This is a genomic window from Streptomyces sp. NPDC060198 (genome assembly GCF_042728415.1).
Taxonomy (GTDB): domain Bacteria; phylum Actinomycetota; class Actinomycetes; order Streptomycetales; family Streptomycetaceae; genus Streptomyces.
Map to the genome: position 1 here is coordinate 26236 of NZ_JBHWZJ010000009.1, position 25612 is coordinate 51847.

Here is a 25612-nt window from a genome sequence, read left to right on the forward strand (position 1 = left end):
CTGAGGTTTAACTCGTGGTGTCGTTACGCAGATCTGATGGTCAGGCCGGTCTCGGTGAGGCAGCCGTCGATGAGGCTGCTGCGGTACTGGATGTGCCGTAGGCCGCTCCGGAGCGTGCGGATGAGGTGTTCTGGCGTGGAGAAGGCGATGTTGGAGAGCCAGCCGCGACGTAGCAGGGACCAGATGCCTTCGACGGGATTGAGGTCGGGGGCGTAGGGCGGCAGGTAGAGGATGGTCAGCCAGTCACGGGAGTCGGCGAACTCCCTCAGGTCTGCGGCTTTGTGGACGTTGAGGTTGTCCCAGATGAGGACGATCGGTCCGCCGAGTTGTTGGTGGGCTGCGGTCAGCAGGTCGCGGTAGTCGCGCCAGGAGAAGCTTTTGCGCCCGTCACGGTTGCCGTCGTCCCGTCGAGGCCGGTAGATCAGCCGGGATCGGTGGCCGGGTTTGTAGCAGGTCAGCGCGGCGATCGATATCCGCCTGCGCGAGCGGCCGCGGACCCGCACCACCGGGGTCCGCCCGCGCTGGGACCAGGTCCTGGCTTGCGACGGCGTCATGGAGAAGCCGGCTTCGTCCTCGAAGACCAGCCAGGCTCCACGGGCCGCCGCTAGCCTTCCGCGCGGGGCCACACCTCCTTGACCCACCCGGACACTGCCTCGTCGTCCCGCTCCATGGCACGACGGGCCGGGACCTGGCAGGACCAGCCGTTGCGCACCAACAGCTTGCGTACGCCCTGAATCGTGTAGGTGAGGTGGAAGCGCCGTCCGATCACCGTCTTCACACGGTTCAGAGTCCAGCGTTGGTCCTCCCAGCCGTGCGCGGCCGGCCCCTTGGCCAGCTCCGACTCCAGCTGAGCGAACTGCTTCTCACTCAGTCGCGGCAGCGACGCGAGCCCCTGCGACCGCAGGGATCGTGGGCCGCCCTCGGCCCACGTGTGACGCCACCGCTGCACCGATCGGACACTGACCCGCAGATCCCTGGCGATCGCCGTACTGCCCTCGCCCCGAGCGAACCGCTCGGCTGCCTGGAGCCGTAACTCCTCCCGCCTGCACTGTCGTTCAGCGGTCAACCCGCCACCCTGTGGATACCTCATCCTCCCGTGATACCGCAGGCACACACCCCCGTCAGCCCTTATGACTTCACGAGTTCAATCTCAGTAAGCCCCTGTTCTTCCTCCCGTCCGCGGACAAGAACGCACCTGGCCGTGACCCGGATGCCACCCGGAACGCGATCTGCCCCGACGGATGGGCGGCAACCTACGGCAGCTGGACGCCACCACCGTTCCGGAGATCCAGTCGACCGACAAGGCGTCATGTGACGAGTTCGCTTAGGCCTCCACCTACAACTCCGGCGGCATGCCCGGTGGCACGAACGAAGTCGATACCGGTAACGACTGCGTGCAGACCTACGCCACCCGAGTCGCGCAGGGTCAATGGCACCTGTACGACGACGTCCGCCAGGCCGCGCCCTCATGGACGGAGAAGTGCGGTCGCTCAGCCATGTCGGGATGGATCAACTCCACCTCGATGGGCGGAGCTTTCAGCGGAGGCTTCTCGGGCAAGTACCGGCTGTTGGACAAGGACCCGTACTGGGTGGACTTCCCCCAGTTCGCACATTGCGATGCATCCAAGACGACCGTGACCTGCACCGTACCCAAGGCGTGACAGGCTGCTGACCGCTGGTGGGGCACGGCACCGGTTCACGCCGTGCCCCACCAGCCCCGCCTTGCAAGAGAAAGGGGTAATAACCATGCCCGACGACGGCCTCGCATGGATTGCAGAAGCCTGGCGCGGAGCGAATGTGAGCGCCACCGAGCTGTACATCACCTGCGCCCGGGGCCTGGGCCCTGAGGCGCTCGCCGAACGTATGGCTGACCACGAACTCGTCCAGGCCGCCCCCGCCATGACCGTCGCGGAAGCGTCAGCGATGGTCGACCTCGCGCAGACCTACTGCGTTGGCCGTCTCGGCCGAAGCGGCGACTGGTCGTTCATCGTGGAGAGCGGGGGGAGCGAAGGATGGGCCCTGGATCCGGCCGTGTCTCGTGGCACCGAGGTCCTTATCTTCGACCCGCGACCAGATGACCCGCCCTCCATCTTCCGGTACCTGGCCGACGGGGTCGTTCAGCTGCACTTCGAGTTGGGTGCTGGCTATGACCCTGCCGGAGCTCAGCCCGACCTTTTGCGTCCGGCGCTGGAGGAGGCCGGGGTCATCCCTCCGGAGGATTCCATGGACGACCTACTCGGTGCCGACGAGGAGTTGCCAACCAGCGAGGAGAAGCGCCGAGTGCTGAAAGTTATTGGAGATCACTTCGGACTATCGCTACCGCGGCACGAGATTGAGAGCGGGCGACTTCCCGGCGTCGTCACTCGCACCTCGCCACCAACCTCTTGGTGATCACGAGTATCTGGAGAGGTCCGGTCACGCCTCCGAGACATCCAGGGCCCCGGGAAAGTCGTTTTGTAGACCTGTGACGTGGGCTTCTCAAGGCGAGCCTGGGGCCGAAGGCGAGCAGCCGGTGGTGCACCGCCTCACTGATGCACGACCCGGATGACGTGATCGCCGAGGCGTTCACGCAGGCCGGCGACCGCGACCCGGGCCGACATCGGCCCTGGGCCGTCCTCGTCGACGGCGCCCGCCACCGGCTCGACCCCATCGAGGTCGAGGCACGGCGCCGCGCCGATCCACATCCTGATCGACTTCGTTCATGTCGCCGAGTACGTCTGGAGGGCGGCCCACGTCTTCCACCCGGTCGGGAGCGAGGCGGCGGAGACCTTCGCCGCCGAGAAACTCACCGCGATCCTGCACGGACACGCAGCCCCCCTCACCGACGAGATGACCGCCAGGGCCGCAGAAGAAGAACTCACCGGCGCGAAGCAGGAGAGCATCGACACCTGCGTGCGCTACCTGACCGGCACCTCGACCGGCTCCGCTACGACACCGCGCTGGAGAAAGGCTGGCCGATCGCGGGCTGGGCCGAGGGTGCCTGTAGGCACTTGATCGGCGACCCTCTCGACATCATCGGTGCCCGCTAGGGCCTCGCCGGCGCCGAAGCCGTACTCAAACTCCGCGCAGTCCACGCCAACGGCGACCTCGCCTACCACCACACCCGCGAGCACCAGCGCACCTACCCCGACCAGCACGCGCACGGCGTTGACCTCAGCACGCGCTTGGAGGGCGTCCCGATCCGGATAGTCTGGGGTTGTCTTAACGGATGTTGGTGGAGTCGAAGGTCACCAACTTAGACAACTGCGGCGCATGAGCCGAGCACTTAATGGCACACCCGTTCGGTGCCGTGTCGTACGCGCGGTGCTCCCCGGGGGCGGTCGCTTCTCAGATGTCGAGTAGTTGCCGGAGGGCGTCCGGGCCGAGGCGCTTGTCCGCATCGGCGACAGCTCCGTTGAAGCGGACTCCCTCGGTTCCGAGAATTTCTGCGGGGGTGTCCGTTCGGGTATGGTCCGCCCACTGGAAGCCGTTGCTGACGCGTCCTGCTGCGTTCAAGACACGCCAGGGGCTGGGACATTGGCCGCAGGTACTCAGGTGTCTTCCGACCGGAACGGCGTGGCTGCCTATCACTGCTGCCACGTCACCGTAGGTGGTCCATCGTCCAGCAGGGACTGCGCCCAGTAGGGTGTGCAGCTCGGTCCAGTCTTTGCGGGTGCCGTTGAGTTGCTTGGCCAGCCCTGAGAGGTTGAGTCCTGCCAGGGTGGCCCATTCTTCGCTGTCGACATCGCTGGGAACCTGACTGGTGTCGACGTCCCACCATGTTGTGCCCTGTATGCCGTCGGCGGTGCGGCTCGTCACGCTCGTGAAGATGTGGTTGGCCAGACCAGTGGGGGAGTAGGACGCGCCGTCGGCATCCCAGATCAGTGGCTGAGCAGTGTTGTTGGTCCAGACGGCTGTTGCTCTGCTGCCGTCCTCTTCTACCCACGCGTTGATGGCATTACGGATGGCTTCCGTTGCCCCATGGCGCGGTGTCATGAGCAGTTTGGTGCCTTCGGGCAGGAGGCCCGCACCGACGAGCACGTGGACGGCGTTGCGTGAGCGTGCACGTTCCTGCAGCTTCTTGGCTGCCGCCTCACCTTCGACTCGGGCAGGTGCGAGCGTGAACTCCTCTACCTCCGGGGTCGGATAGACCTTGGTGAAGCCGGCGACGACGTGTTCCTCCACCTTCCACAGCCCCACCTGAATGAGGTCGATGTCGAGGCCCATTTCCGACAGCCAGACCACGGAGTGGGTGACCTGCTTGGGGAAGTCAGCGGCGATGATCACCTGTCGGGGGCGCTGGAGCAGCTCCGGGCTCCACTCCCCGTCCACATGATCGAGCAGGCGCTGCCTGCATGCATCGAAGTCGAGGTTTTGCCCCCTGCGCGACAGGAAGTCGCGGTGCGCCTGGGTCAGGGTGCTGAGGTCGAACCGGGACACCAGGGCGGCGTAGGTGATCGCCTGGAGGTGCACGTCCCTATCAGCCGTTCCGCGCTTCAGCTCGACCACGACGAGGCGCCCTGTTGCGTCCAGTCCAAGGACGTCCAGCCGGTCGCGCGCCGGCACGCCGTCCGTGTCGGCCCACCGGTCGTACTCCGCGGTAACGACGAGCACCGACTCCCCGAGCACCTGCGGGTGGGCGATCACCCACTCCTGCAAGTGCTGCCTCTCAAGGAGGCCTTCCGCAGCCAACCCGGTGCGCGCGATCGGTGTGGCCGCCTCGCCCATGACGGTGAAGAGGTGATCCACGATGGCCTCCTGGTGCAACCGGCAGCGCGACGCTCGACGTTCAGAGCTTACGTGGGCCGAAACCGGCGGGCCGGCCTTGGCACTCTTCCCGCGGCCCCGGCGCTTGCGGAACGTGCTCCACCAGCGGTTGCCGCGGCTGATCTTCCAGGCGGTCCGCTCGGTCATCGGCTCACCGGCCGCGCGGGCCTCGTCGGCCAGGAAACGGTGGCCGAACTCCGGGTCGTCGCGATGCGCGTCGAACAGGGCGTTCGCCCGGTACGCCGCGGCGAGTTCGGTGTCGGTGGCCGGTGCGGCCAGCAACCGGTAGTGGGGCTGGCGGGCCATCTTGAGTACCCAGCAAGTCACTGCCGCTGGCACCCTGTGAGGGGCAGCGGCCAGTTCGCGGACGAGCGGGTACATCACTTTGCTTGGGCACTGCAACATCCTTCCGGGTCGCCGCTCAGCAAGCCAGGTCAAGGTGTCACCTGATCATGCAACAGTCGCTTCTTCCTGTTCAGAGCGTCGGGGGGTCGCGGGCGCGGGTGGTTTCGAAGGGCCCGGGAAGCGGGTTGGCTCCCCGATGGCTCCCAGGGATCGAACCGCCCGCACCTGCCATTGACGCCTCTCCGTACGTGGCGCGGCGATCGGGTGTAGGTCCACGAGGCTGAGGCTGATCGACAGGGAGGCCGTCAGCGTCCTGGCGGAGGTGCCGGCCACGCGACTCCCTCGACCGCCGCACCGAGGAGGTCGCCCAGTCGATGCCAGGCACCCGGACCGGCGTGCGACATGGGACTTGCCGCGAACCGTTGCCAAGCAGCATCGCTGTCTCCGAGCACCTCGGACACGTAGGCCGCGACTGCGGGATGAGTGGTGTCATAGCGCGGACCACGGGCTTTGAGCGCTGACCAGGCAGGCAGCAGCCGGAGCAGCTCCGGAGGGCACTCGGGCCGGGCCAGCATGATCTCGGCCCAGCTTCTTCGCAGTTCGGGCCCACCGCCCAGGCACCTTCGCAGGTGCAGTGTGAGGTCGAGCAGAGTCTGCTGCGGAGCGGAGTGACGGGCCAGTACGTCGTCGAAGGTGAGGGACTTTCGGTAGGAGCGGGCGGCGAAGGAGAGCAGGGCCTCCTCGACGAGCGCGTCGTTCCCCGTGTGCCGGTCCAGGTACGCGACGAGAACGGCCTCGTCGGCGTCGGCAAGCTGTCTGAACCGGATGCGTTGAGGGTCGCCGAGGGAGGCCGTGCGTCGGCCCGGCAGGGCAGGGACGGGATCCGTGACGAGCGGCATGATGGTGGCCATCAGTTTCTCGGCCCGTTGGTTCTCTTCCCACGCGGAATGGTTGGAGGGGTAGCCGTATGCGCTGGACCGGATAGCCAGGGACCGCCTGGTGTCCTCAACTACAAGACGCGCCCTCTGCCGCGTCTCCTCCGTGACTTCGGGGAGATGGACGAGGAGTGCGTGCAACCAGCCGAGGTCGCGCACGACCCGATAGCGCGAGGCGGGTTCCGGTTCCCAGAGGTTCAGAGCAGAAAGGCAGATGGTTGCGAACCGCGTGGCGAGGGCGGCGACGAGCTCCTGGGACGCCAGCCATTCTCGGGGCCGGCCGTAACGCCGGGCCTCTCCGGGGTTGAGGAGGAACCGCCAGGTCTGGCTTCCTGCCCGCTCCACCCAGTCGACGGCGAGGCGGCAAAGAACGGTCTGGATGGACTCGGACTGCATCTCCTCGTCGAGGAATCGTTCCACGTAGTCGCGTTCGTCCTGGGACGCTGCCGCCAACGCGTCGGCGTAGCGCTCCCGAGCCTGCGTGGGCGTCAGCCCGTCCCGGCAGGACCGGGAAATCCGGGTGACGAGGACCGCACGCTCGAAGGACTCCAGGTTGTGTGCCGCGACTTCCTCCAACAAGGCTGGTTCTACGTGCCACGGTATGGATCCGAGCAGGTGCTCACGCACCACGCGGTCGGCTGCGGGGTGCGTTGCGGACCATTCCAGCAGGCGGCGGTGATGTTCGGTCTGGACCCGTAGGACGTCGTCCCACATGCTTTCCCAGGCGTCGGATGCGGCGCGGTGACGCTCCATCCACGCGTCGACGTCTTCTTCGCCGTCAAGCTTGTCCGGCCCGAGCGGTAGGCAGTCGAGGGCTGCGACGAACACGTCCTCGTGCAGGCCGTGTTCACCAAGAACGACCTGGGCGGGCGTTAGAACCTTTAGCAGCTCGGGGGCGATGGGCAGGCGCGATGTCGACCGTCGGCGGAGCTCAGCGACGACGGCGTGGATGAGTGCTGCGCCACCCTCTCTCCGGCCAAGGGCACCGAGTCGCGCCTCAGGGCACTTCTGCAGGACCTGCGCCCTGTATGCCTCCGGGCAGGCTTGGTGCGACAGAGCGACGCGGGTCAGGTCCATGCGCTCGGACGTCGTGTGCGGGCGCGGTTCGCGACTGAGATCGCTCTCCACTGCCATGGCCAACAGCCACTCGGGCGCGGACTTTGCGAGCGGTCCTGTAAGCAGGGACATGGCCAGGCCGTCCCGATCCGTGCCCGGGGGCGCCGCGCGGATCGCCTCGACAGCCATGCGGGTAGGCGGGGAATCGTCGGACGCCCGCGCGATGACCGTACGCAGGAAGTCGTGAGGAAGAGACAGGCGTGTTTCCGCCGCGGCCATCGGACTCCAATCGTTGGCACCGCCCCGCGACGTGATCCTCTGGTCAGCGCCACCCGGGCACGGTGTCGTATCAGGTGTGAGCGTCAATGATGCCGAAGGGGACTGACAATCCAGGTGAGTTCGGCATGATACTGACGTCGCACTACACCTGGCATGACAGGTCTGCCACCAACAGATCGAGGGTGGCCTCCTCGTGGAGCGCCACGCCGAGGGCGGTCATGGCGGGGGCGAGGTCCGGGTCCCAGTCTGCGTCGACCGGCTGTCCGTCGAGTGCCAGTTGAGGTATGCCTTCGGCTTGACTGCGGGCGGCCAGGCGCTCGTAGTCCGCAGTGTCCATGCGCCACGGCAGGGCTTCGTAGCGGCGGATGACCCGGTTGGCCAGAGTGATCCCCGGCCAGTCGAAGTCGCCGTGGTATGCGAAGTGGCAACCCGTGGCGGCGAGGGCGTCGAGAAGAGTGAAGACCACGGTGGCCGCGCTGCCGGAGGTGCACACCAAGGGCTGGACGCAGGCCGCGTCCGCCGCGGCTTCCACCACGCGCGGATTCTCACAGATGTGGATGAGAGTTCCGGCGGAGAGCTGCAGCCGGAGGCCATGCAGGTCGCGTGGTGTGACGTGAACTTCGGCGTGATGGTCGGCCCGCTCCCGCAGAGCACGCTCCCGCCAGCCCTCGCCGACGGGTCGCAGCCCGTAGGTGAGCACCGTGCTGGAGACCTCGTCCGGCGTGACGGACACCAGCCGCCACAGAGCGCGTCGGCCGGCGGCGTCGTCGGGGAACTCGGTGCCATGGGCGAGGGCGACGCCGCGTTGGACGACGCGTGCGAGCCAGGTGCCGTCGTCAAGGCCGTGCGCGGAGCCGGTCGTCACGGCGGCGAGTTCACCTCGACCGCGTGTGCCGTTGCGCTCAGGTCCGTCGGGTCCGAGGAGAACGGTGAGGACTTGGACCGCCTGTTGGAGTGTCCGTATGGCCGCTTCGGGTGTCACTCCTCTCGGAGCACCGGAACGGCGCAGCAGGTCGTACCACTGCCGGGGCCATTCCTGGTCGGCGAGTGAGGAGGCGTCCAGTGACGAAGCAAGAGACGACCACACCTGCTCTCGCCGTGCCGTCGCGTCCGCGCGGGCGGCACGGCGGTCGGTGAGGGGCGGGCCGAGTTCCTCCAGCGTCTGCCTGAGCCCGAGTCCGGCAGCCGACTCGCGTAGCCGTGCGTCGAGCACGTGGAGCCGTATGGTCACGGCGGCACCTGTGAGGGGTTTGCCCAGCAGGAGAGACAGGTCGTTGCGCTCCTGGGCGTTCATCGCGGTCAGCCGGAGCGAACCCGTGGCCTGTACGCCGTTGCTCTCCAGGCGTTTGCGTGCCCCCTGCCAGAGCCTGGTGAGTCCAGGTCCCGTCAGCCATTCGCGCGTCGCGGCGGGCAGCCCGCTCATACGGACACCAGACGCCGGTGCCGGCCGTTCCAGGTGTAGTGAAGGGTGGCCACCCCGCGTACGTGTGGATCACGGAGGCACTCGTATATGTGCAGGGACGGAACCTCGGGCCAGTTGCCCATGAGCCGCTCGCTGGTGAGGATGAAGTCGAGATCGAGGTCGACGAGGATACGGCCCAGCCGGCCGTGGGTGGGTTCGTCGACCTTGGCGAAGGCGTCGTCCAGGAGAATCAGGCGCGGTGCATGCGGTGCCGACCCGGCGAGGCTGGTGAAATGGGCGGCTGCCGCGGCGAAGAGCACGAGGTAGGAGAGAACCCGTTGTTCGCCCTGGCTGAGACCGGTCCGGCCGGTCAGTTTCCTACGGCGGCCCGGAGCCGCGTCCTCGACCACAAAGGTGTGGAAGCGGAACCAGTCGCGGTAGTCCAGCGCGGTCCGCAGATGGGCGGCGTAACCGGCTGACGGGTCGGCACGGCGGGCGTCCTCGATTCGGCGTTGCAGCACCTCGCGCAGCTGCTCGGTCTGGTCGCGCGTCCTGAGGCTCGACGGACTGCGCAGCAGCTCGACGGCCGCGCGCACATCCGCGTCCACCTCCTCGTCCAGCTTCCACAGCAGCTCGACACCGAGGCCGTGGGAGGTACGAACGGTCCGCAGGGTGTCGTTGAGAGCAGCGACCAGGTTCGCCGCGGTGATGACCTGCGCCGAGAGGTGGTCGCCGAGCTCGCCGGTCAGGAACCGCTGGAAGACGTCACGTTCGCGCTCGGTGAGCCGTCCCCGGGCCTCCGCCGCCTGCACGGCGATCCGCTCGCCCACGGCTGCGACGTCATGGGACCCGTGGTCGTCGACCAAGCGGCACACCTTGATCCCGTCGCGCTCCTCCAGCTGCGCGTCGAACCCGCCGGCCAGTTGGTCGCGCAGATCGGTGTGACGGTTGAGCAGGGTGCTGTCCGACACCTCGCCCTTCGGGCGGCCGAGGGCTTGCTCCACAGCGTCGGCGAGGGCCCGCAGCGCTCGCAGACGGCTGCGCACGTCCGCGGCGGGATCGTCTGACATGTACTCGGGCAGCGAGGACCGGTCGAGGCCGGCGCCGAGCACCACCTCCGGTCGGCCGAGAGCAGCGCGAAGAGCGCTGCCGGTGTCGATGACCATCGTTTCCTGGTCCGCCAGGGTCCCGCGCAGGCGCTTCTCGTCCTCTTCCGCGCGCACGCGGAGGTCGTGGAGGTCGTCGCGGGCTCGTTGCGCCCCGGGCAGGACGCGGACGGCGTGTGCGATGCGCTGTTTGGCCTCCTGCTCACGAGAGAGGATCTCCTCCCTGGACGACCCGATGGTTTCCTCGCGGGTACGCAGGTCCTGCTCAGCGGTGCGCAGTCCGGCGAGGTGGAGCCGGTAGCTCTCGTCCGCGGCCAGGCGATCCTCTTGGGCGCGTCCGTATCGGTCGGTATCGGCCTGGTTCGTACCGAGCCGCTCGCCCGTGCTGCTGACGGCCCTGCGCAGATGCCCGATACCGCTGAGCAGGCCAGCCAGTGCGGTGCGCACACGGTCCAGAGAGGCGGGGTCGCCGGGCAGGTCGTGGGCGGAGGCGGTGGCCTCCGCCTTGGCTCGCGCCGATACCGCGAGAGCACGTGCCTCCTCGGCCAGCCGCGCCGCTCGGGTGGCCTTGGCGGTCAGGTCGCGCAGGGTCCGCTCGGCTGATTCGCTCCTGCTCCATGCGTCAGCGAGATTCCGTGCTTTGGGGAAGTCCCGTTCCGCGAGCGTGAGAGCCCGGCGCCTGGTATCGGCTGCGGCGAGCTCTCCGCGGACCTCGGCCAGCCGCTGTTCCGTATGCGCGATCCTCTCCTCCAAGTCGGCGAGGATGCGTCGTCGAGTCTCGGCGCGTACGGCGGCCCCCACGTACTCGGTGGCGCCCTTGTCATGACGACCGCCGAGTACGCCCAGACGCCAACTGCCATCGTAGAAGGCCGCGTTGTGCGCTGAGGTCTTCTGTGCCGATGCGAGTGCGATGGTGGCCAGGAGACTCCCCACTTGCTCGGAGGTGACGCCGCAATCCGGTTCAGGGGCTGGGCGCAGGGCAGAGGCGAGAGTCGGCCCGTCAGATAGCACGGGACCCGGCTTGAGGAGCGTGTCCTGGGTGCGTGGATTGAGAAGGACACCGTCCGCACTCACCCAAGCATCCAGGATTCCGCTCGCCTCCAGCGCCCCTTCCAGACCGGCTCGGTCGGCCGGAGCCAGGTCGTCCGCGAAGTCCACGAGCCGGTAGAAGGGGGCTCCACTGCCCGACGTCCTCGCGGCGGCCCGATGGTGCGGGGCCGGTGGCTCGGGGTCGGTACGTTGCTCCCAGTCCCGCTTCTGCTCCGCCAGGCGGTTGAGTTCCTCGCCGAGTCGGCTGACTCCGAGTACCAGGGCGTCCCGGCGTTCGGTGAGTTTCTCGCCGTACGGCTCCAACGCGGCCTGAGCGGTCAGCCACGCCTGGCTGTCGATGTCGGGCGGCAGCGTGCGGTCCGCGAACGGCGCATCGATAGAAGTTTCAAGGCCGACGACGGCGTGGACGGCGTCAAGCGACGGGCAGTCGGCACCCAGTGTATTCCGCGTGCGAGCCGCCCACTCAGCGACTTGACGGGAGTAGGCGCCGCTCTCCTCAGCGACCTTCTCACGGCTGCCATCGAGATGGCCGGCAGCGTCTTCTGCCTCGCCTTCCAGCCGTTCTCGCTCGACATCAGCCTGGGCTGCCCCGGCCCGGGTCGCGTCCGCCTGTGAGATGAGGTGGGTCACCTCCTGAACCACCCGGGCCCGGTTCCTCGCGACCGACTCGGCCTTCTCCAACTGGTTCCGCCAGGACTGCAGCCCTTCCTGCGCCGTGACCGTGTCCGCTCGGGCCACTGACCGGTGCCGTACGGTGCGCGTCTCCCCGTCCGGAGTCGTCAGCCCGGTCTCGGTGGCCTGGGCGAGAACCGTGCGCGGCAGAGCCACCGCCTCGCCGAGGTGGCCGGTGGGAAGCCCGGCTTTCTCCGCCTGCGTCAGCAACTCCCGGTGTTCGGTTCCCAGCTCGGCCAGCCGGCTTCCAAGGTGTTCGACACCTTCGGCCAGCCGCTCCGCCGAGCCCTCCTCCGCGTCGTGTGCGTTCCGCAGGGTGGTGAACGCGGCCACGGCGGCGGTGTGCAGTGCCTCCACCGTGCCGCGGCGCTCCGACAGTTCGCGCAGGCTGCGGTAGGCGTGACTGGCGTGCAGGGCGGCCAGGTCGGTCCGGGCGGCCTGTTCCTCCTCGCGCAGGGTCTCCCACCGGCCCTCCGAATCCTCCTCCTGCATCCTCAGGTCGCTCGTCCGCTGTGCGGCGTCTCCGGCCGCCCGGCGCCGCTGAGCGAGGACGCCCAGCTCGTGGCTCACTTTCTGGGCGGAGGTGCGCAGGACCCCGGCCAGGTAGCCGCGGTAACTGGTGAGGAACGTGCGCAAGGCCGTGTCGGTGCGTTCCAGGCGGCCGAGTTCGTCCCGTACGGCGTCGAGGTCGTGGAGGTTGCGCGCCACCTTCTCGACCACGTCCTCGTCGAGCCCCGGCAGGGTCTCGCTCAGCAGGGAGACCAGGCCCCCGTGTTCGATCCGGTCGCCGACCGTCGGGCGCCGCAGTCGATGGAGGAGCTGGGTGAGATTGCGGTAGCGCGTCGCGTCGGTGATGCCGAACAGTTCCCGGGCCACGCGTGAGCGGTGCTGGACCGCATGGTCGGTCGTGTTGTCGGAGCCGACGATCTCCTTGAGCCGGTCGACCGGCAGCGGCTTGCCGGCCTCGACCAAATGCAGGTCCTCACCGATCCGCAGCGGGGTGACGAAGAACGTCGGCACCACCTTCTGCGTCGACTTCGAAGCGCGGATGGCGGCACCCAGCGTCAGGTGGCGGTGACCGCCTTCGTCGGCCGTGCCCCGGAACTCCACCCACAGATACCCGAGACGGTTGGTCTGCTCGACCCCGTCCAGCATCAGCCAGGCGAGCGTGGTCCGGCCGGTGCCTGTCGCGTCCAGTGCCCGGGAGTCGCCATCCAGAAGATACGGAAGCAGCATCTCCAGGGCCTTGGACTTGCCCGCGCCGTTCTTGCCGCGCAGCAGCAGCCGTCCGTCGCCGAAGGAGAACTCCTGCTCGTCGTACTGCCAGACGTTCCGGATGCCCGCCCGGTGCAGCCGGAAGCGCGCGCCGGTGGTCGTCACGGGGTCGAAGCGCGGCAGCGGAACGAGGCCACGCGCGTCAGTGGTCATAGCGGCAACTCCTTCTGAACGTCCGTGCCTTTGCCGACTGCGGTGGCCGGGCGCACCATGACTTGGGTGGCATAGCGAGCCGCTGCCGCCAGCAGCACCCAGCCGTCGCCGCCGGGCCGTGCGCCATGGACATCGGTCACCGTGCGTCCTTCCGACGCTTCTTCGACGTACTCCTCCGGCAGTCCTTCGCCCTCGACGCGCAGCCGGCCCGCGCGGGCCATCAGCCGCATGCGGACCAGCAGGTCCAGTACGGCCTCTCGCAGGGAGGCACGGTCTTCCAGGTAGCCGCGTTGCCAGTTGCTGCGCTGCCCGTACTCGGTGATGAGTTCGGCGAGCACCTCGTCCACCAGGCCGTCCGGGACGGCCACCCCGATGATGAGCGCCCCGCCGGTTGCCGGATGCCCCGGTTCCTGCGGCCGAAGGCGTTCCACGAGCCGTTCCGCCAGCAGCAGTGCGGCCTGTGCGACGGTCCCCGTGCCCGGCAGGCGCAGATCCGTGAGTTCTTCCTCGGGGTCCACCAGCGCCACACCCTCGGCACGGATCTCCATCTCCAGACCAAGGAGTTCGGAGAAAGCCTGGGCCTCCCGGCGCTGCCGGGTGCGCAGCCAGTCACGCTCGGCGTCCCTGAGCTCGTCGAGGTGGACGACGGGTGTCTCGACGAGCATCCGGCGCACGTAGGTGCGTGGCCCGCCGAAGCCCGGGTCCGCTGCCCGCCGGACCAGGTCGGCGCCGTTCCGAGCCTGGGAGAGCGGGCCGGCGACGACCGCGCGTGCCAGCTCCCGGTCTACCGTGATCAGGGCTTCGCCGCCCGCCTCCTGCACAAGTGCGGCCACATGGCCCTCGGTCTCGATGAGCACGTCCCAGTCGACGAGCTGGCGCAGAGCCGCGACCAGGGTCCGCTTCCCGGCCGCTCGGCCCGTTTCCGCCAGCTCGATTCCGGCGTCGGCTGCGGCAGCCCTGATATCGGCGACCAGGTGTGACAGGAGCATCTGCTCGGGCGCAGTCACCAGCACGGACAGGGCGAGCGCGAGACAGGCGTACGTCTGTGGGGTGAACGGGGTGCCGGTGGAGCGCTCCAGCCGATGACCCGAACCCGTCCCCAGCCCCGCCTTGAACAGGCGGGCATAGGAGCTGTCGACCAGCAGGCGGTAGCCGAGCACCTGCTGGAACCGTTTGCCCAGCCAGTCGGCGTGCCTGCGGATCAGCGGGAAGAGGTCGGCGTGGGGGCCGTCCGATGCGATCAGCGGGTGGGCGAGCAGCAGCCGGGCGGCGGTGCGGCGCTCGGCTGCCAGGGCTACGTCGTGAGTCGAGGGGAGGGTCATGAAACGCTCGCCTCCGCTTCGCCGCCGACCGCGGCGGAGGTGCGACCGATGTCCAGCTCCAGGTCGTCCAGCAGCAGGTCGCCCTCGGCCGAGTACAGCACCGTTCGCGTGCCCGCCGTCCGGCGCACGGTGAGACGGATACGCAGTTCGGCGTCTTCACTGCTGGCCGAGTCGAGGTCGAACACCGCCGTCCTCTCCCCGTCCGTGCTGACGGGCCTGCTGAGCTGTGCGTTTCCGAGCGCTGTGGCCAGTAGCTCCAAGAGAAGGCCGAGCGCCGCTGACGTGAGGCGTACCTCGGCGAACCGGCCGGACGCGCTGCGCAGTTCGTCCGCCGCCGCTGCTCTGGCCTCTGCCCGCTGCCGTGCGGCCTCCCTCAGCAGCTGCTTCTGCGCGGAGTGGTCCTCCACCGCGGAGGCCCGGCCCCGCTGGGCGCGGCTGCCTCTTTCACGCAGGGCCACCGGTACCTCGACCACCGGACCGGTCCACCAGCTTGTGTAGGCGGGCACCACCTCGTCGGTGGCCGGAGGTATGCCCAGATGGCGGGCGCCGTACAGCCCGAAGGCGGCGACGGCGATGTCGTGTGCGTCCTGCGGCGCCACTTCGTCGAACCAGCGGGCCAGCCGCAGCAGATCCTTGCGCCGGGACATCCCCCCGGTGGCCGACCGCAGCATTCGCTTGGCGTTGGCGAGCAGCGACTGCAACGCGCGCAGAGTGGCATCGCGTAGCTGGTCGACCTGGCTGCCCTGGCCGTCGGTGTTGCTGAACCAGCCGCGCAGGCCCTCCCAGTCCGCGAATTCGCGGCCCCGGCTGCGTTGGATCCGGACGTCCGGTCGGCTTTCGCCCTGCGCCTGCGTCGAGAGCCCGGTGAGCCCTTGGGCGTGGGAGTCCAGCCGGTCCAGCAGAGCCGGGATGTGCGGCCACAGGGTGTCCAACGCCGCCGAGATCCGGGGCGCGCGGAACGCCACGTCCTCCGTAATCGCCTCGACGTAGTCCAGGAGCAGCTCCTTGAAGCCCTGGTACTCGGCGCTGTCCAGGTCGTAGCGGGACAGCACCTGGCCGAGGTAGGCGTAGAAGTCGCGTATGGAGTCCGCGAACTCGCTGAACTGCACGAACAGCGTGCTGATCCGCTCCAGTCCGTCCTGCGGCTCTACGCCGCCCGGCGCGGTCACGAGGCCGGCCAGCTCCCGTAGTCCGCGCTCGACCAGGGCCAGCAGTTCGTTGCTCACCTCGCGGGCGGCGTCGGCCTCGGCCAGGACCCCGTCGGCGTCCCGCTGGATACGTTCGCCCAGTTTCGACAGCTGGTAGCGCGAGCGGGAACGCTGGTACTCGCTGATGCTGGACGCGTTCACCGTGTGGCTGCTGCGCGCCAGGTTTCCCCACTGGACCAGCTGTTCCAGCCGGACTGTGAGGGTGTCGGCGTCGAGCCCCGCGGCGGAAGCTCCGGCCTGGCGCAGTTTCACCATGACGTCCGGGACGGCGAGATCCGCCAGCAGCGTTCCGCAGAAGACCCGCATGATCGCGACGTGCTCCAGCCGCTCGGGCGCGCTGAGGTACGTGTACGCGTTCAGCCGCTGCCGTGCCTCCTCGTCGGAGTCCTGGCCCGGACCGGATTCTGATGCCCCCATGCCGGTGAGGTTACGCGGAGCAGCCGGGCGGCGTCGTTGAGTGGCCGAAAATGCCGCGGACGGGTGCCAGGCTTGATTTTTGCGATGTCCGGCTGCATCAACTGGACGTGACGGGCAAGCCGTCCCTGGCCAGCTCTCTCATGAGCGGGTAGATCCTTTTGCGGCAGATGTGCTTGCGATAGATAGGCCGCAGTCCCCCGCGGGATCTGGTTCTCCTGCTCCAGCAGTTTGATCCGCCGCCGTGCTTCCCGAAGTTCCGTATTCTCCTGGCGGCTCTCCCCGACACGGTCAGCAGAGCGATCCGGGCGGAACTGGAGTCAGAGAAGCACGGATTGCAGGCAGGACTCGCGGACTTTTCGGGAACTTCCTCGGAGCAGGATCCGGGGACCGAGCGCTGCTGGGAGTTCGGGCACCCCTTCGTGAAGTACGACGACGGGCTGGACACGCTGAGCGACGAGACGCGCGAGCGGCTCGACCGGCGTGAGTCGGAATTCACCTCGGAGGAACGGGAGAAGGCGGTCGCTGCCCTCCGGGTGCTGGTCACCGCGCACTCCCAGGGCGGCGACGTGTGGGCTTCGCTCGACGACCCCAGCTGTCGCCTTTTCGTGGAGCCGTACGACTCCGACGGCTTCTACCTGACGATCGAAGCGCCGGAGCCAGGCGACGACGAGGCTTCGAGGCTTCGTGGGAGATCGAGGTCAGCCCTTGGATGCCTGACGATCCCGACGAGGAGCCTGGGAACCACACCAGCGCGACAGGCCACGCCGTAGTCGGATGCGCCCTTCCGGTCGCGCCGACCGTCGAGGAGATCGCTCACTTGCTGAAGTCTGTGGACGAGAAGCCGCTGCTGCTCGCCGAGTGGGCCCAGACGCCCGTGGGAGCGGTACTCGCAGGGACGGCGGCAGGCGTGCGTTGGGATCCGGATAGGTTGGGGGTTGCCTTAACGGAGTTTGGTGGACACGAATCGCGACAATGCGAACCGGCAGGTCCGTCTGTCATTCCTCGGGTAGGGCTGCCTCTGCCGTCACTGAGCCTTTTCCAACCTCACGCTGATGCGTGGTGAAGGACGAGGACGGCCTTCACCAGGTCGGTGGTCCGGTTGGTGCCGCAGCGGAGCTTTTGCGGGAGCCGCCAGCTTTGAGGGTGGCCATGGCCTGCTCGCGTAGGCAGCGGATCTCGGCATGGGTGCTGTTGTGCCTGCGCTGCCACCGTTTGAGGCGGCGGTCAGGTCGTGCGTGGAGCCGGGGAGCGCGTGCGAAGTCCACGCTTGCCGGAGCAGTACGGGGTGTCGGCGGCGACCCGGTGGATCGGCAGGAGCGTCCCGTCGAGGATGACGAAGGCTGGCCGGCGCGCGGTCCGCATCGCCTCGGCCAGGCTTTGAGCGAGTGCGGCCAGGACGTGTATCGCCTCGCGGACGTCACGGTAGAGGGTCGCGATCCGATGCCGAACGAGGCGGCCGGCTGAGCGTAGGTGTTGCCGCAGCGCAGGTGAGCCAGGACCAGAAGCGCCTGCCGGCTCGGCGTGGTGCGACGCCATCGGGTGCCGATCTTGCGGCGGTGAGCGGCCAGGCACCGGGCAAGGTGACGAAGGTGTGCGCTGGGCAGATCGATCGCCGATGGGTGAACAAGTACGCGAAGCTCCTGGTCGGCACGGGTGATCTTGGTCGTGAACCCGTCTACCAGGAGCTTCGTCTTTCACCTCAGGTCCTGCCAGGCGGCAACGGGCAGTGGTCTCATGGTGCGAAGGAATTCGACGAGACCGCCGGTGGCGTATCCGGCGCGCCAGATGCACAGGCAGTGGTCGACGATCTCGGGATCTTGCAGACCTGTGGGAAGGCGTCCTCGTTCTCGGCGAGGACGAGGACGTCGGCGTCGCAGCCCTTGGTGGCGCCGCATACTGCGAACACCGGAGCCCCTCGCAACCGCGAGGAGCCCCGGCCAGCTGTTCACGTCAGGTCATTGCCTCATGGGTAGGCGACCACATTGCTGGGAGTGGTGTTCGAGGCGGTCACCGCCCCCACGTCGTTGATGACGTGGGTGATGGTGCCCACGCCGCCGAGTGAGACCGTCAGAGCGTTGTGGAACTTCACGCCGGGAGTGTTGGGCACTTCGAAGGCGTGGTAGCTGTTCACCGCGGGGTTGACGTTGAAGTAGCAGTAGCTGCCGAGTCCCCACGCCTCGTGGGTGGTGACGCCCGCGCCCACCTTGTAAGCGGCGTATCCATTGACCCCTGCCGCGCTCATCCACGCGCCCTGATTGGGCACGTCGTACGGCATCTCGTTCTGGAAGAAGATCGTCTTGCCGTTCTGGCCGTTCCAGACGACTTCGTGCTTCTGGTAGTGCTCGACGAAGAGACCGGTCGCCAGAACGCTGCTGCCGTTGACGATCACGCCGGTGTCCGCCGTGTTGGTCGTCCAGCCGAAGGTTCCTGCATTGCCGTGGTCGGCCCGCCAGGCCCAGATGTGGTCGATGATCACGTTGTTGCTGTTGACGATCAGGCTGGTCGTCGCCTTGCCGGCGATCTGGCCACCGATCCGGAAGAACACGTCCTGGATGGTCGTCGGATTGCCCGCGTGGCTCGCGGACGATCCGGACGGGCCGACGGTCAGCAGCGCCGCGGAGTTGGTGGTTCCGGCGTCGATCAGCAGACCCTTGAGACGGACTCCGTCCACGTCGGCGACCTGGATCGCGTTGACCCCGTTGTCCGGGACGAAGGTCGGGTAGCCGATGCCGAGGACGACCGTGTTGGGCCGGGTGATGTTCAGCGTCTGGTTCAGGTGGTAGACGCCCGGCGTGACGAAGAGGTTGCAGCCCTGAGAAAGGGCGCTGTTGATGGTCGCGGCAGTGTCGCCGGCCTTGACCACGTAGAACTGGCTCATCGGCTGAGAGGCGCCGGGAGTGCTGCCGTTCGCCCAACTCGCCCCCGATGCGTTGGTGCGCAGCGACGGAAGGAACACCCGGTATTTTCCGGCGCCGTCGACGTACAGATACGGCACGTCACGGGAGACCGGGGTGGTGGCCAAGGTGGTCTCGGGCGGGTCGGGGAAGGTGTTCGCGGGAGCACCGGCGGTGCCGGAGAACACCATGTTCCACACGCCGCCGGCCCAGCTGCCCACGTTACTGTCCCGGGTGTACCACTGCTGCTGTGAGATGGACGCCGCCTGGCCGCTTACCTTGGTGTCGGCGATGTAGCCGCCGCTCGCCCAGCCGTAACTGGCCGGGTAGAGCTGCAGGTCGCCGCGGACGTCGATCCGGCGGAACGGGGCCGCCTGGGCCACGGCCCAACGGTTCCCGCCCACCGGATTGATGGCCAGATTCTCGGCCGAGCGCCAGAAGTTCTGCGTCGCGTTGCCCGCGTCCGAGGCGTTGAAGGCGTCCACGGTGACGTGTCCGTTGATCGTCACGTCGCCCGGGTTCTGCCCGAGACCCGCCACCGAGGTGTAGTAGCCGACATTGTCGTCGACGGCGTACGTACCCGGCTTGAAGAGCTGTGCCACCCGGTTCTCGCTGAACTGCGCGGTGGCGGTGTCCTTCATCTGGGCGAACTGCGCGTCGAGCTGTGCCTGAATGGTGGCACTGGACATGCTCGGGTCGTAGATGTGGACGTTCGGGCCGAAGTCCGGCGTGTCCGACTGGGTGGGGCAGCTCGCCGCTGCGCCGATCGTGTAAGTCGCACTGGCGACGGCGGAGTCGGCGAGTCCCGACTTGATGGCGATGGCCTTGATGGTGGCGGTGGCCGTGACGCTGATCGGCGCGCTGTACAGAGTGGACGCCGCGGTGGGGGTGGAGCCGTCACGCGTGTAGCGGATGCTCGCGCCCGCGGTCGCGTCGGCGAGCGTCACGCTCTGGGCCGATGCGTAGGTGCCCGCTGCGGGAGTGAAGGTGGGTGTGGCAACAGTGCCGGTTCCACCACCGCCCTGGGTGTACGTGAAGTGGGGTGTGTCGTACTGCGGCCCGCTCTTCTCGTAGGTGAACCAGTACTCCAGGACCGTTCCGTTTGCGAGCGAGCCGACGGTCTGAGTCCACGTGCCCGCACTGTTGGTCATACGGACGTTCTGTTGGTTGGCGCTGTTGACCAGGTAGTGCACATCGACGTAGACCGCGGACGTGGTCGGAGTGAACGAGATCTGAGCTTGGGCTGAGCTCAGTTGAGTGACGCTCTGGGTGTAGTCAGGCGCGGCTGCCGAGGCGGGAGCGGCGCTCTGATCGAGGCCGAGGAGTCCGACGAGCGCGAGTAAGAGCGCACTCAGCAGAGCGATGACGCGGTGCTTCGGACCTGGCAGGGGTCTCATGCGGCCGGGTGGGACGGTAGTGCGCATGGGTGGGGGGCCTTTCACCTGGTTTCGTGAAGTGAACACCGGTTCAATGCGGACGACAGGGTGCAGACGGCCTCGACACTGTTCAGTGCATGGCCTTGACAACTCCGCAGACCTTTGAATCAACCTCTTGAAAACGCTCTCAATCTACGGATGAGTGAGGTGCTGGGTACGTCAAGGCAGTGTTGAGTGACAACGATGAACCGTCAAGAAGATGCACAAGCTTCAAGTCTTGAACGCTCAACTGCGCGCCAAGGCGCCGCTCGACACGCCGGATGCTTCCTGCTGCTGGGTCGAGAGTGCCTGGTTGGTCCGTCGTGCGGGACGACCGAGGCCTGGGCAATCCTGCCCGGTTCATCGTGCGGGGGCCGGTGGGCGAGGGGACAGGTGGAATCCCTGCAAGCAGTGAGGGCGCCGGGGGCGGGTACGAGAGGAGGAAATGCGGCTTGACCTGGTCCATGTGGTCGGCGGGCCAGGCGCGGACAGCCTTCGAGCGGGTGCCGGGTGCCGGGTGCCGGGTGCCGGGTATCGGTCCACGACCGTGTGAACCTTCCGGGCGAAGTGGCCACCCCTGGCCCGGCCGTCGGACGGGATGAGCGCATGGGGTTTCCGGACCTCACGCACGATGCGGGGCCGCTGGACGGTGCGGGCCGTCAGGTCAGGTCGAATCCCGCACCACGAGTGCGTTCGGCATGATCACCGGTGTTGCGGGGCCACCGTCGATCAGGCCGAGGAGCAGATGGACGGCGGCGGTCGCCTGGTCGGCCATCGGGCTGCGTACCGAGGTGAGAGCGGGGCTCGTGTAGGCCGCGGCTTCTATGTCGTCGAAGCCGATGACCGCCACGTCGTCGGGGACACGTCGGCCTGCTCGGTGAAGGGTGCGCAGGGCTCCGATCGCCATCAGGTCGTTGGCGGCGAACACCGCGTCCAGGTCGGGGTCGTCCTCCAGGAGTTGCCGCATGGCTTCGGCGCCTGAGGTTCTGGTGAAGTCGCCCAGCGCCACGATGGAGCGCTTGCCGGTGTCACGCAGGGTCTGACGGTAGCCGTCGAGGCGTTCGCGCGCTTCGTACAGTTCGAGCGGCCCGGTGATGGTGGCGATCCGGCGCCGCCCGCGCTCCAGAAGGTGACGCACCGCTAGTTCCGCTCCGCCGGCGTTGTCCAGCGCCACGTAAGGGACGTCCTGGGCGGAGGTGCGGTTGAAGGACACGACGGGCAGGCCCTGCCGCGCCAGTGCCGCCGGCAGTGGGTCCGTGCCGTGCAGGGCGACCAGGAGCACGCCGTCCACGTGCCCGCCGGCGACGTACTGAACCACCCGGGTACGGCTCTGGTCCGATTCCGCGAGCATGAGCACGAGTCGTTTGCCCGCCTTCTCCAGCTCTCTGCTGACGGCCCGCACCACGGCGGAGAAGAGGGGATCGTCGGAGACGACTCCTTGAGGGGGGTCGGAGACCACGACGGCGAGGGTGTCCGTGCGACGGGTGACGAGATTGCGTGCCGTCCCGTTGGGCACGTAGCCCAGTTCATGGACGGCGCGCATGACGACGTCCCGGATCTGCGGGGCGACGGTCGTCTCGCCGTTGATGACACGGGAGACGCTCGATTTGGAGACACCCGCCCGGGCGGCGACCACTTCGAGTGTGGGGCGTCTCATGCGGTTCCGTCCCCCGTGCCGCCGCCCGGGGCCCTGCGCGGGGCGGGTTTTCTCATCGGGGCGACCTCCGGCTCTGCGTCATGGTGATGGGAGCAGCGTATCCGCAGGCCGGAGTGGCCAGGGCGGGGTACGGACGCGTTCCCCCGGCCGCCCATACCCTGTACGACGGTGTGGCAGAAGGTCGCTGAGGGATCGTTCCCTCAGTTTCTCCCAGGTGTGAGGGAGCTGTTTTTTCGAGGTGAGAGATGTATTGACAGCCTTGACATGCCCATCCATCCTCCCTTCCAGGGAGCGCTCCCCGGAGCCTTCCCTCCCTCGCCCCCACTAGAGGAGTCGCCTTGCAGACCCTGCTCCGTCGCTTCGCCTTACTTCTGGCCCTCGTGGCCACGACCCTCGCTCTCACCGCCCTCCCCGCCCCCTCCGCCCAGGCGGCGGAGGTCCTGCTCTCGCAGGCGAAGCCCACTTCCGCTTCAAGCGTGGAGGGCCCCTTCGGTGCCCAGAGCGCTGTCGACGGCGACCCCGGGACGCGCTGGTCCAGCGCCTTCGCGGACCCGCAGTGGATCCAGATCGACCTCGGGGCCAGTGCCGGGATCAGCCGGGTCGTCCTCAACTGGGAGGCCGCCTATGGCAAGGCGTTCAGGATCGAGGTCTCCAGCGACGCGGTGAGCTGGAGCGTCATCCACCAGACCGCCACGGGCACGGGTGGCATCCAGAACCTGACCGTCTCGGGCACCGGCCGCTACGTGCGCCTGTACGGGACGCAGCGCGCCACGCAGTACGGCTTCTCCCTCTGGGAGTTCCAGGTCTACGGGACCACCGGTACGGGCAACCCCGGCGGCGACGCCGGCCGACTCCTCTCCTACGGCAGGCCGGGCGCCGCTTCCTCGTCCCAGGCCGACTCGAACTGCTGGGAGTGCACGCCGGCCAGGGCTTTCGACCGGGACCCGGCCTCCCGCTGGGCCACGAGCCCCACCACCGGATGGACCGATCCAGGCTGGATATCCGTCGACCTCGGCGCGACGGCACAGATCGACAAGGTGGTCCTGCAGTGGGATCCCGCCTACGCCAAGTCCTTCCAGATCCAGGTGTCGTCGAACGGAGTCGACTGGACACCGGTCTACTCGACGACGTCCGGCGCCGGCTTCAAGCAGACGCTCGCCGTCTCGGGCACCGGCCGCTACGTGCGGATGTACGGGACGCAGCGCGCCACCCCCTACGGCTATTCGCTCTGGGAGTTCCAGGTGTACGGCACGGGCGGCGCTCCGATTCAGCCTCCGGCGCTGCCGAGTGACCCCGCGAACCCGCCGCGGCTCGTGTGGAGCGACGAATTCGACGGCGCGGCGGGCGGCAAGCCCGACTCGTCGAAGTGGAGGGCCGATCCGGGCGTCGGGCCCAACAACGAGCTGGAGTACTACACCGATCACCGCAACGCCGCACTGGACGGGGGTGGGCACCTGGTGATGGAGGCGCGCAAGGAGACCACGGCAGGGACGTCGTGCCCGACCGACCCGCTGAGCGGCAGCACCACCTGTCAGTACACCTCGGCGCGGATGAACACCGGTGCGACCTTCCAGTTCACCTACGGGCGCGTCGAAGCGCGCATCAAGGTTCCCAAGGGCAATGGCCTGTGGCCCGCCTTCTGGATGATGGGCGCCGACTTCCTGACGGGCCGCCCGTGGCCGTACAACGGCGAGGTCGACATCATGGAAATCCTCGGCAAGGACGTGAAGACCGCGTACTCGACCGTCCACGCGCCCGCGTACAACGGCGGAGGCGGCATCGGCGCACCGTACACCCTGCCCGGGAACGCCGACTTCTCCGACGACTACCACACCTGGGCCGCCGACTGGAACAGCCGAGGCATCACCTACAGCCTCGACGGCCGGACCGTCTTCACCCTCGACAAGGATCAGGTGGAGCAGACACGCGGGCCGTGGATCTTCGACCACGCGCACTACCTGATCCTCAACTTGGCGGTCGGAGGCGACTGGCCGGGCCCGACGGACGCCGGCACACCGTTCCCCTCCAGGATGCTCGTCGACTACGTGCGGATCTATCAGTAACCCTCAAAGCCGCAGCACTCCGGCGTCCACGACGTTCCCGGGCCGCTCCACCCGTTCCCCGGGGCGGCCCGGGCCACCTCGATCATGCCGGGGCACGGGCCGCTGTCCGGCTCCGTCTCTCCGCGTCGCCGTGCTCCGGCCCGAAGCGGGTCTTCACCCCTCGGTCTTCACCCCCCAGCCCGTGAGGAAGTGACATGCGCAGATTTCCCGTCCCTCTGTACACACTGTTGGCGAGCGCTCTGGCGGTCGTGCTGGCCGCCGCACTGAGCCTGACCGTCTCGGCCCCTCAGGCGCATGCCGCGACGGTCACCGTCCAGGCCGAGTCCTACGCGGCCCAGTCGGGCGTCGCCCTGGAAGCGACCGCGGACACCGGCGGCGGTCAGAACGCCGCGTACCTCGCCGACGGCGACTGGATGCGCTTTGACAACGTCGATCTCGGCGGAGCCGGCCGGCTGACGGTCTCGGCGCGGGCCGCTTCCGCCGTCGGCTCGGGCACGGTGGAGCTCCGTACCACCTCGTTGACCGGACCGCTGCTTGCCGTCATATCGGTTGCGCCGACCGGTGGTTGGCAGAGCTGGTCGACCCTGACCGCCGAGGTCACCGCCCATCCCACCGGCGCGCAGACGGTCTTCGCCGTGCTGCGTTCCACGGCACCCGGCGACTTCGTCAACATCAACTGGTTCTCCTTCGCGGGTGAGGGAGACAGCGCGGCGGCCGGATGGGTCCCCGTCGACCAGGCCAAGTGGAACGCGCAACTGGCGCAGTTCCGCGCGATGACACCGGCCGCGGTGCCCGCGACCACGGTCCGGGTTCCGGAGTTCAACGCCACCTGCACCTACAGTCACTCCAAGCCGGACGACCCCATCGTTCTGCCGGGACTGCCCGGTGCGTCCCACATGCACAGCTTCTTCGGCAACAAGAGCACCGACGCGTTCTCCACCGCCGAGTCGCTGCAGGCCAACACACCGACCAGTTGCACCCCTGCCGTCGACCTCTCGGCGTACTGGATCCCCACCCTCTACGAGCGCGACGCGGCCGTCGAGCCGGAGGGCATGATCGTCTACTACGGTTCCCGGCTCACCGACCCCGCGGCGACCGTTCCCTTCCCGCAGGGATTCCGCATGATCGCGGGCAGCGCCAAGACGCAGACACCCACCCCGGCGGGATCACCCGGCCAGTTCTGGTGCGCCGGCCAGGGCGGTGAGACCGGACGCAGCGCCGACGGCAACTGGCCGGTGTGCGCCCCCACGGCTCACCTCACCCACCAGCTGGTCTTCCCCGACTGCTGGGACGGCAAGAACCTCGACAGTCCCGACCACAAGTCGCACGTGGCGTTCACGTACGACGGCAAGTGCAGCGGCGCCTACCCCGTCGCCATCCCCAACCTCTCCTTCGTCACCAGCTACCCGACCAGCGGCAGCGCCGACGGCTTCCGGCTGGCTTCCGGCATGGCATCGTCCATCCACGGCGACTTCTTCAACGCCTGGGACAACGCCGCTCTCGGCCACCGCGTGAAGGACTGCATCAACCAGAAGGCCAAATGCAGCTCCGCCGGCACGTTCTGACGCGGTGGTCGGCATGCGTCGTGGCGTTGGCGCTTCCGGCTGTCGGCTGCAC

The 25612-nt window shown here is 68.2% G+C and carries 15 protein-coding genes and 2 pseudogenes; 6 read left to right on the plus strand and 11 right to left on the minus strand.

Going from position 1 to position 25612, the window contains the following annotated elements:
• Positions 1 to 23: 23 nt before the first annotated feature.
• Together ACFWEP_RS02825 and ACFWEP_RS02830 are read right to left on the minus strand one after the other, a co-directional pair.
• A complete protein-coding gene (locus ACFWEP_RS02825) occupies positions 24 to 554 on the minus strand; it encodes a transposase (protein ID WP_387364530.1) in 531 nt (176 codons plus the stop codon).
• A gap of 50 nt (positions 555 to 604) precedes the next feature.
• Positions 605 to 1090 (minus strand): winged helix-turn-helix domain-containing protein, encoded by a 486-nt coding sequence (locus tag ACFWEP_RS02830; protein ID WP_387364485.1) that lies wholly within the window; start codon positions 1088 to 1090, stop codon positions 605 to 607.
• Between the two features lie 406 nt (positions 1091 to 1496).
• On the opposite strand from ACFWEP_RS02830, the gene ACFWEP_RS02835 reads away from it, so the two are divergent.
• The 3 genes and pseudogenes from ACFWEP_RS02835 to ACFWEP_RS02845 form a co-directional block, all read left to right on the plus strand.
• Positions 1497 to 1661: a hypothetical protein gene (locus ACFWEP_RS02835; protein ID WP_387364488.1), complete on the plus strand. Its 165-nt coding sequence runs from the start codon at positions 1497 to 1499 to the stop codon at positions 1659 to 1661.
• 85 nt (positions 1662 to 1746) lie between these two features.
• Entirely contained in the window at positions 1747 to 2391 is a 645-nt protein-coding gene (locus tag ACFWEP_RS02840) for a DUF6461 domain-containing protein (protein ID WP_387364491.1), read from the plus strand.
• A gap of 101 nt (positions 2392 to 2492) precedes the next feature.
• Positions 2493 to 3128: pseudogene (locus tag ACFWEP_RS02845) on the plus strand (ISKra4 family transposase); the annotation flags it as partial.
• Between the two features lie 199 nt (positions 3129 to 3327).
• Here ACFWEP_RS02845 and ACFWEP_RS02850 read toward each other — a convergent pair.
• The 6 genes from ACFWEP_RS02850 to ACFWEP_RS02875 all read right to left on the minus strand — a co-directional run bounded on the left by ACFWEP_RS02850 (position 3328) and on the right by ACFWEP_RS02875 (position 15966).
• Positions 3328 to 5052 carry a DNA-binding protein gene (locus tag ACFWEP_RS02850; RefSeq protein ID WP_387364494.1) on the minus strand — a complete coding sequence of 575 codons (1725 nt, stop codon included), beginning with the start codon at positions 5050 to 5052 and terminating at the stop codon, positions 3328 to 3330.
• Between the two features lie 344 nt (positions 5053 to 5396).
• The gene (locus ACFWEP_RS02855) at positions 5397 to 7361 is read right to left on the minus strand and encodes a hypothetical protein (protein WP_387364497.1); all 1965 of its coding nucleotides are present in this window, start codon (positions 7359 to 7361) and stop codon (positions 5397 to 5399) included.
• Positions 7362 to 7503: 142 nt separating this feature from the next.
• The gene (locus ACFWEP_RS02860) at positions 7504 to 8784 is read right to left on the minus strand and encodes a TIGR02679 family protein (protein ID WP_387364500.1); all 1281 of its coding nucleotides are present in this window, start codon (positions 8782 to 8784) and stop codon (positions 7504 to 7506) included.
• Entirely contained in the window at positions 8781 to 13019 is a 4239-nt protein-coding gene (locus ACFWEP_RS02865; RefSeq protein ID WP_387364503.1) for a TIGR02680 family protein, read from the minus strand. Before ACFWEP_RS02865 ends, ACFWEP_RS02860 begins: the two co-directional genes overlap by 4 nt.
• Positions 13016 to 14341: a TIGR02678 family protein gene (locus tag ACFWEP_RS02870; protein WP_387364506.1), complete on the minus strand. Its 1326-nt coding sequence runs from the start codon at positions 14339 to 14341 to the stop codon at positions 13016 to 13018. The genes ACFWEP_RS02865 and ACFWEP_RS02870 overlap by 4 nt, the downstream gene beginning before the upstream one ends.
• Positions 14338 to 15966, minus strand: a complete 1629-nt coding sequence (locus tag ACFWEP_RS02875; RefSeq protein WP_387364509.1) for a TIGR02677 family protein — start codon at positions 15964 to 15966, stop codon at positions 14338 to 14340. The genes ACFWEP_RS02870 and ACFWEP_RS02875 overlap by 4 nt, the downstream gene beginning before the upstream one ends.
• Positions 15967 to 16298: 332 nt before the next feature.
• Between ACFWEP_RS02875 and ACFWEP_RS02880 the strand changes: the two genes are divergently transcribed.
• Positions 16299 to 16736, plus strand: a complete 438-nt coding sequence (locus ACFWEP_RS02880) for a hypothetical protein (protein ID WP_387364512.1) — start codon at positions 16299 to 16301, stop codon at positions 16734 to 16736.
• Positions 16737 to 17010: 274 nt separating this feature from the next.
• On the opposite strand, the pseudogene ACFWEP_RS02885 reads toward ACFWEP_RS02880, so the two are convergent.
• The 3 genes and pseudogenes from ACFWEP_RS02885 to ACFWEP_RS02895 all read right to left on the minus strand — a co-directional run bounded on the left by ACFWEP_RS02885 (position 17011) and on the right by ACFWEP_RS02895 (position 21932).
• A pseudogene (locus tag ACFWEP_RS02885) lies at positions 17011 to 17624 on the minus strand (transposase family protein).
• Between the two features lie 305 nt (positions 17625 to 17929).
• A complete protein-coding gene (locus tag ACFWEP_RS02890) occupies positions 17930 to 20257 on the minus strand; it encodes a chitobiase/beta-hexosaminidase C-terminal domain-containing protein (protein WP_387364515.1) in 2328 nt (775 codons plus the stop codon).
• A gap of 682 nt (positions 20258 to 20939) precedes the next feature.
• Positions 20940 to 21932 carry a LacI family DNA-binding transcriptional regulator gene (locus ACFWEP_RS02895; RefSeq protein ID WP_387364518.1) on the minus strand — a complete coding sequence of 331 codons (993 nt, stop codon included), beginning with the start codon at positions 21930 to 21932 and terminating at the stop codon, positions 20940 to 20942.
• Positions 21933 to 22303: 371 nt separating this feature from the next.
• Between ACFWEP_RS02895 and ACFWEP_RS02900 the strand changes: the two genes are divergently transcribed.
• Positions 22304 to 23995 (plus strand): discoidin domain-containing protein, encoded by a 1692-nt coding sequence (locus tag ACFWEP_RS02900; RefSeq protein ID WP_387364533.1) that lies wholly within the window; start codon positions 22304 to 22306, stop codon positions 23993 to 23995.
• Between the two features lie 194 nt (positions 23996 to 24189).
• Positions 24190 to 25560, plus strand: a complete 1371-nt coding sequence (locus tag ACFWEP_RS02905; RefSeq protein ID WP_387364521.1) for a DUF1996 domain-containing protein — start codon at positions 24190 to 24192, stop codon at positions 25558 to 25560.
• Positions 25561 to 25612: the final 52 nt, after the last annotated feature.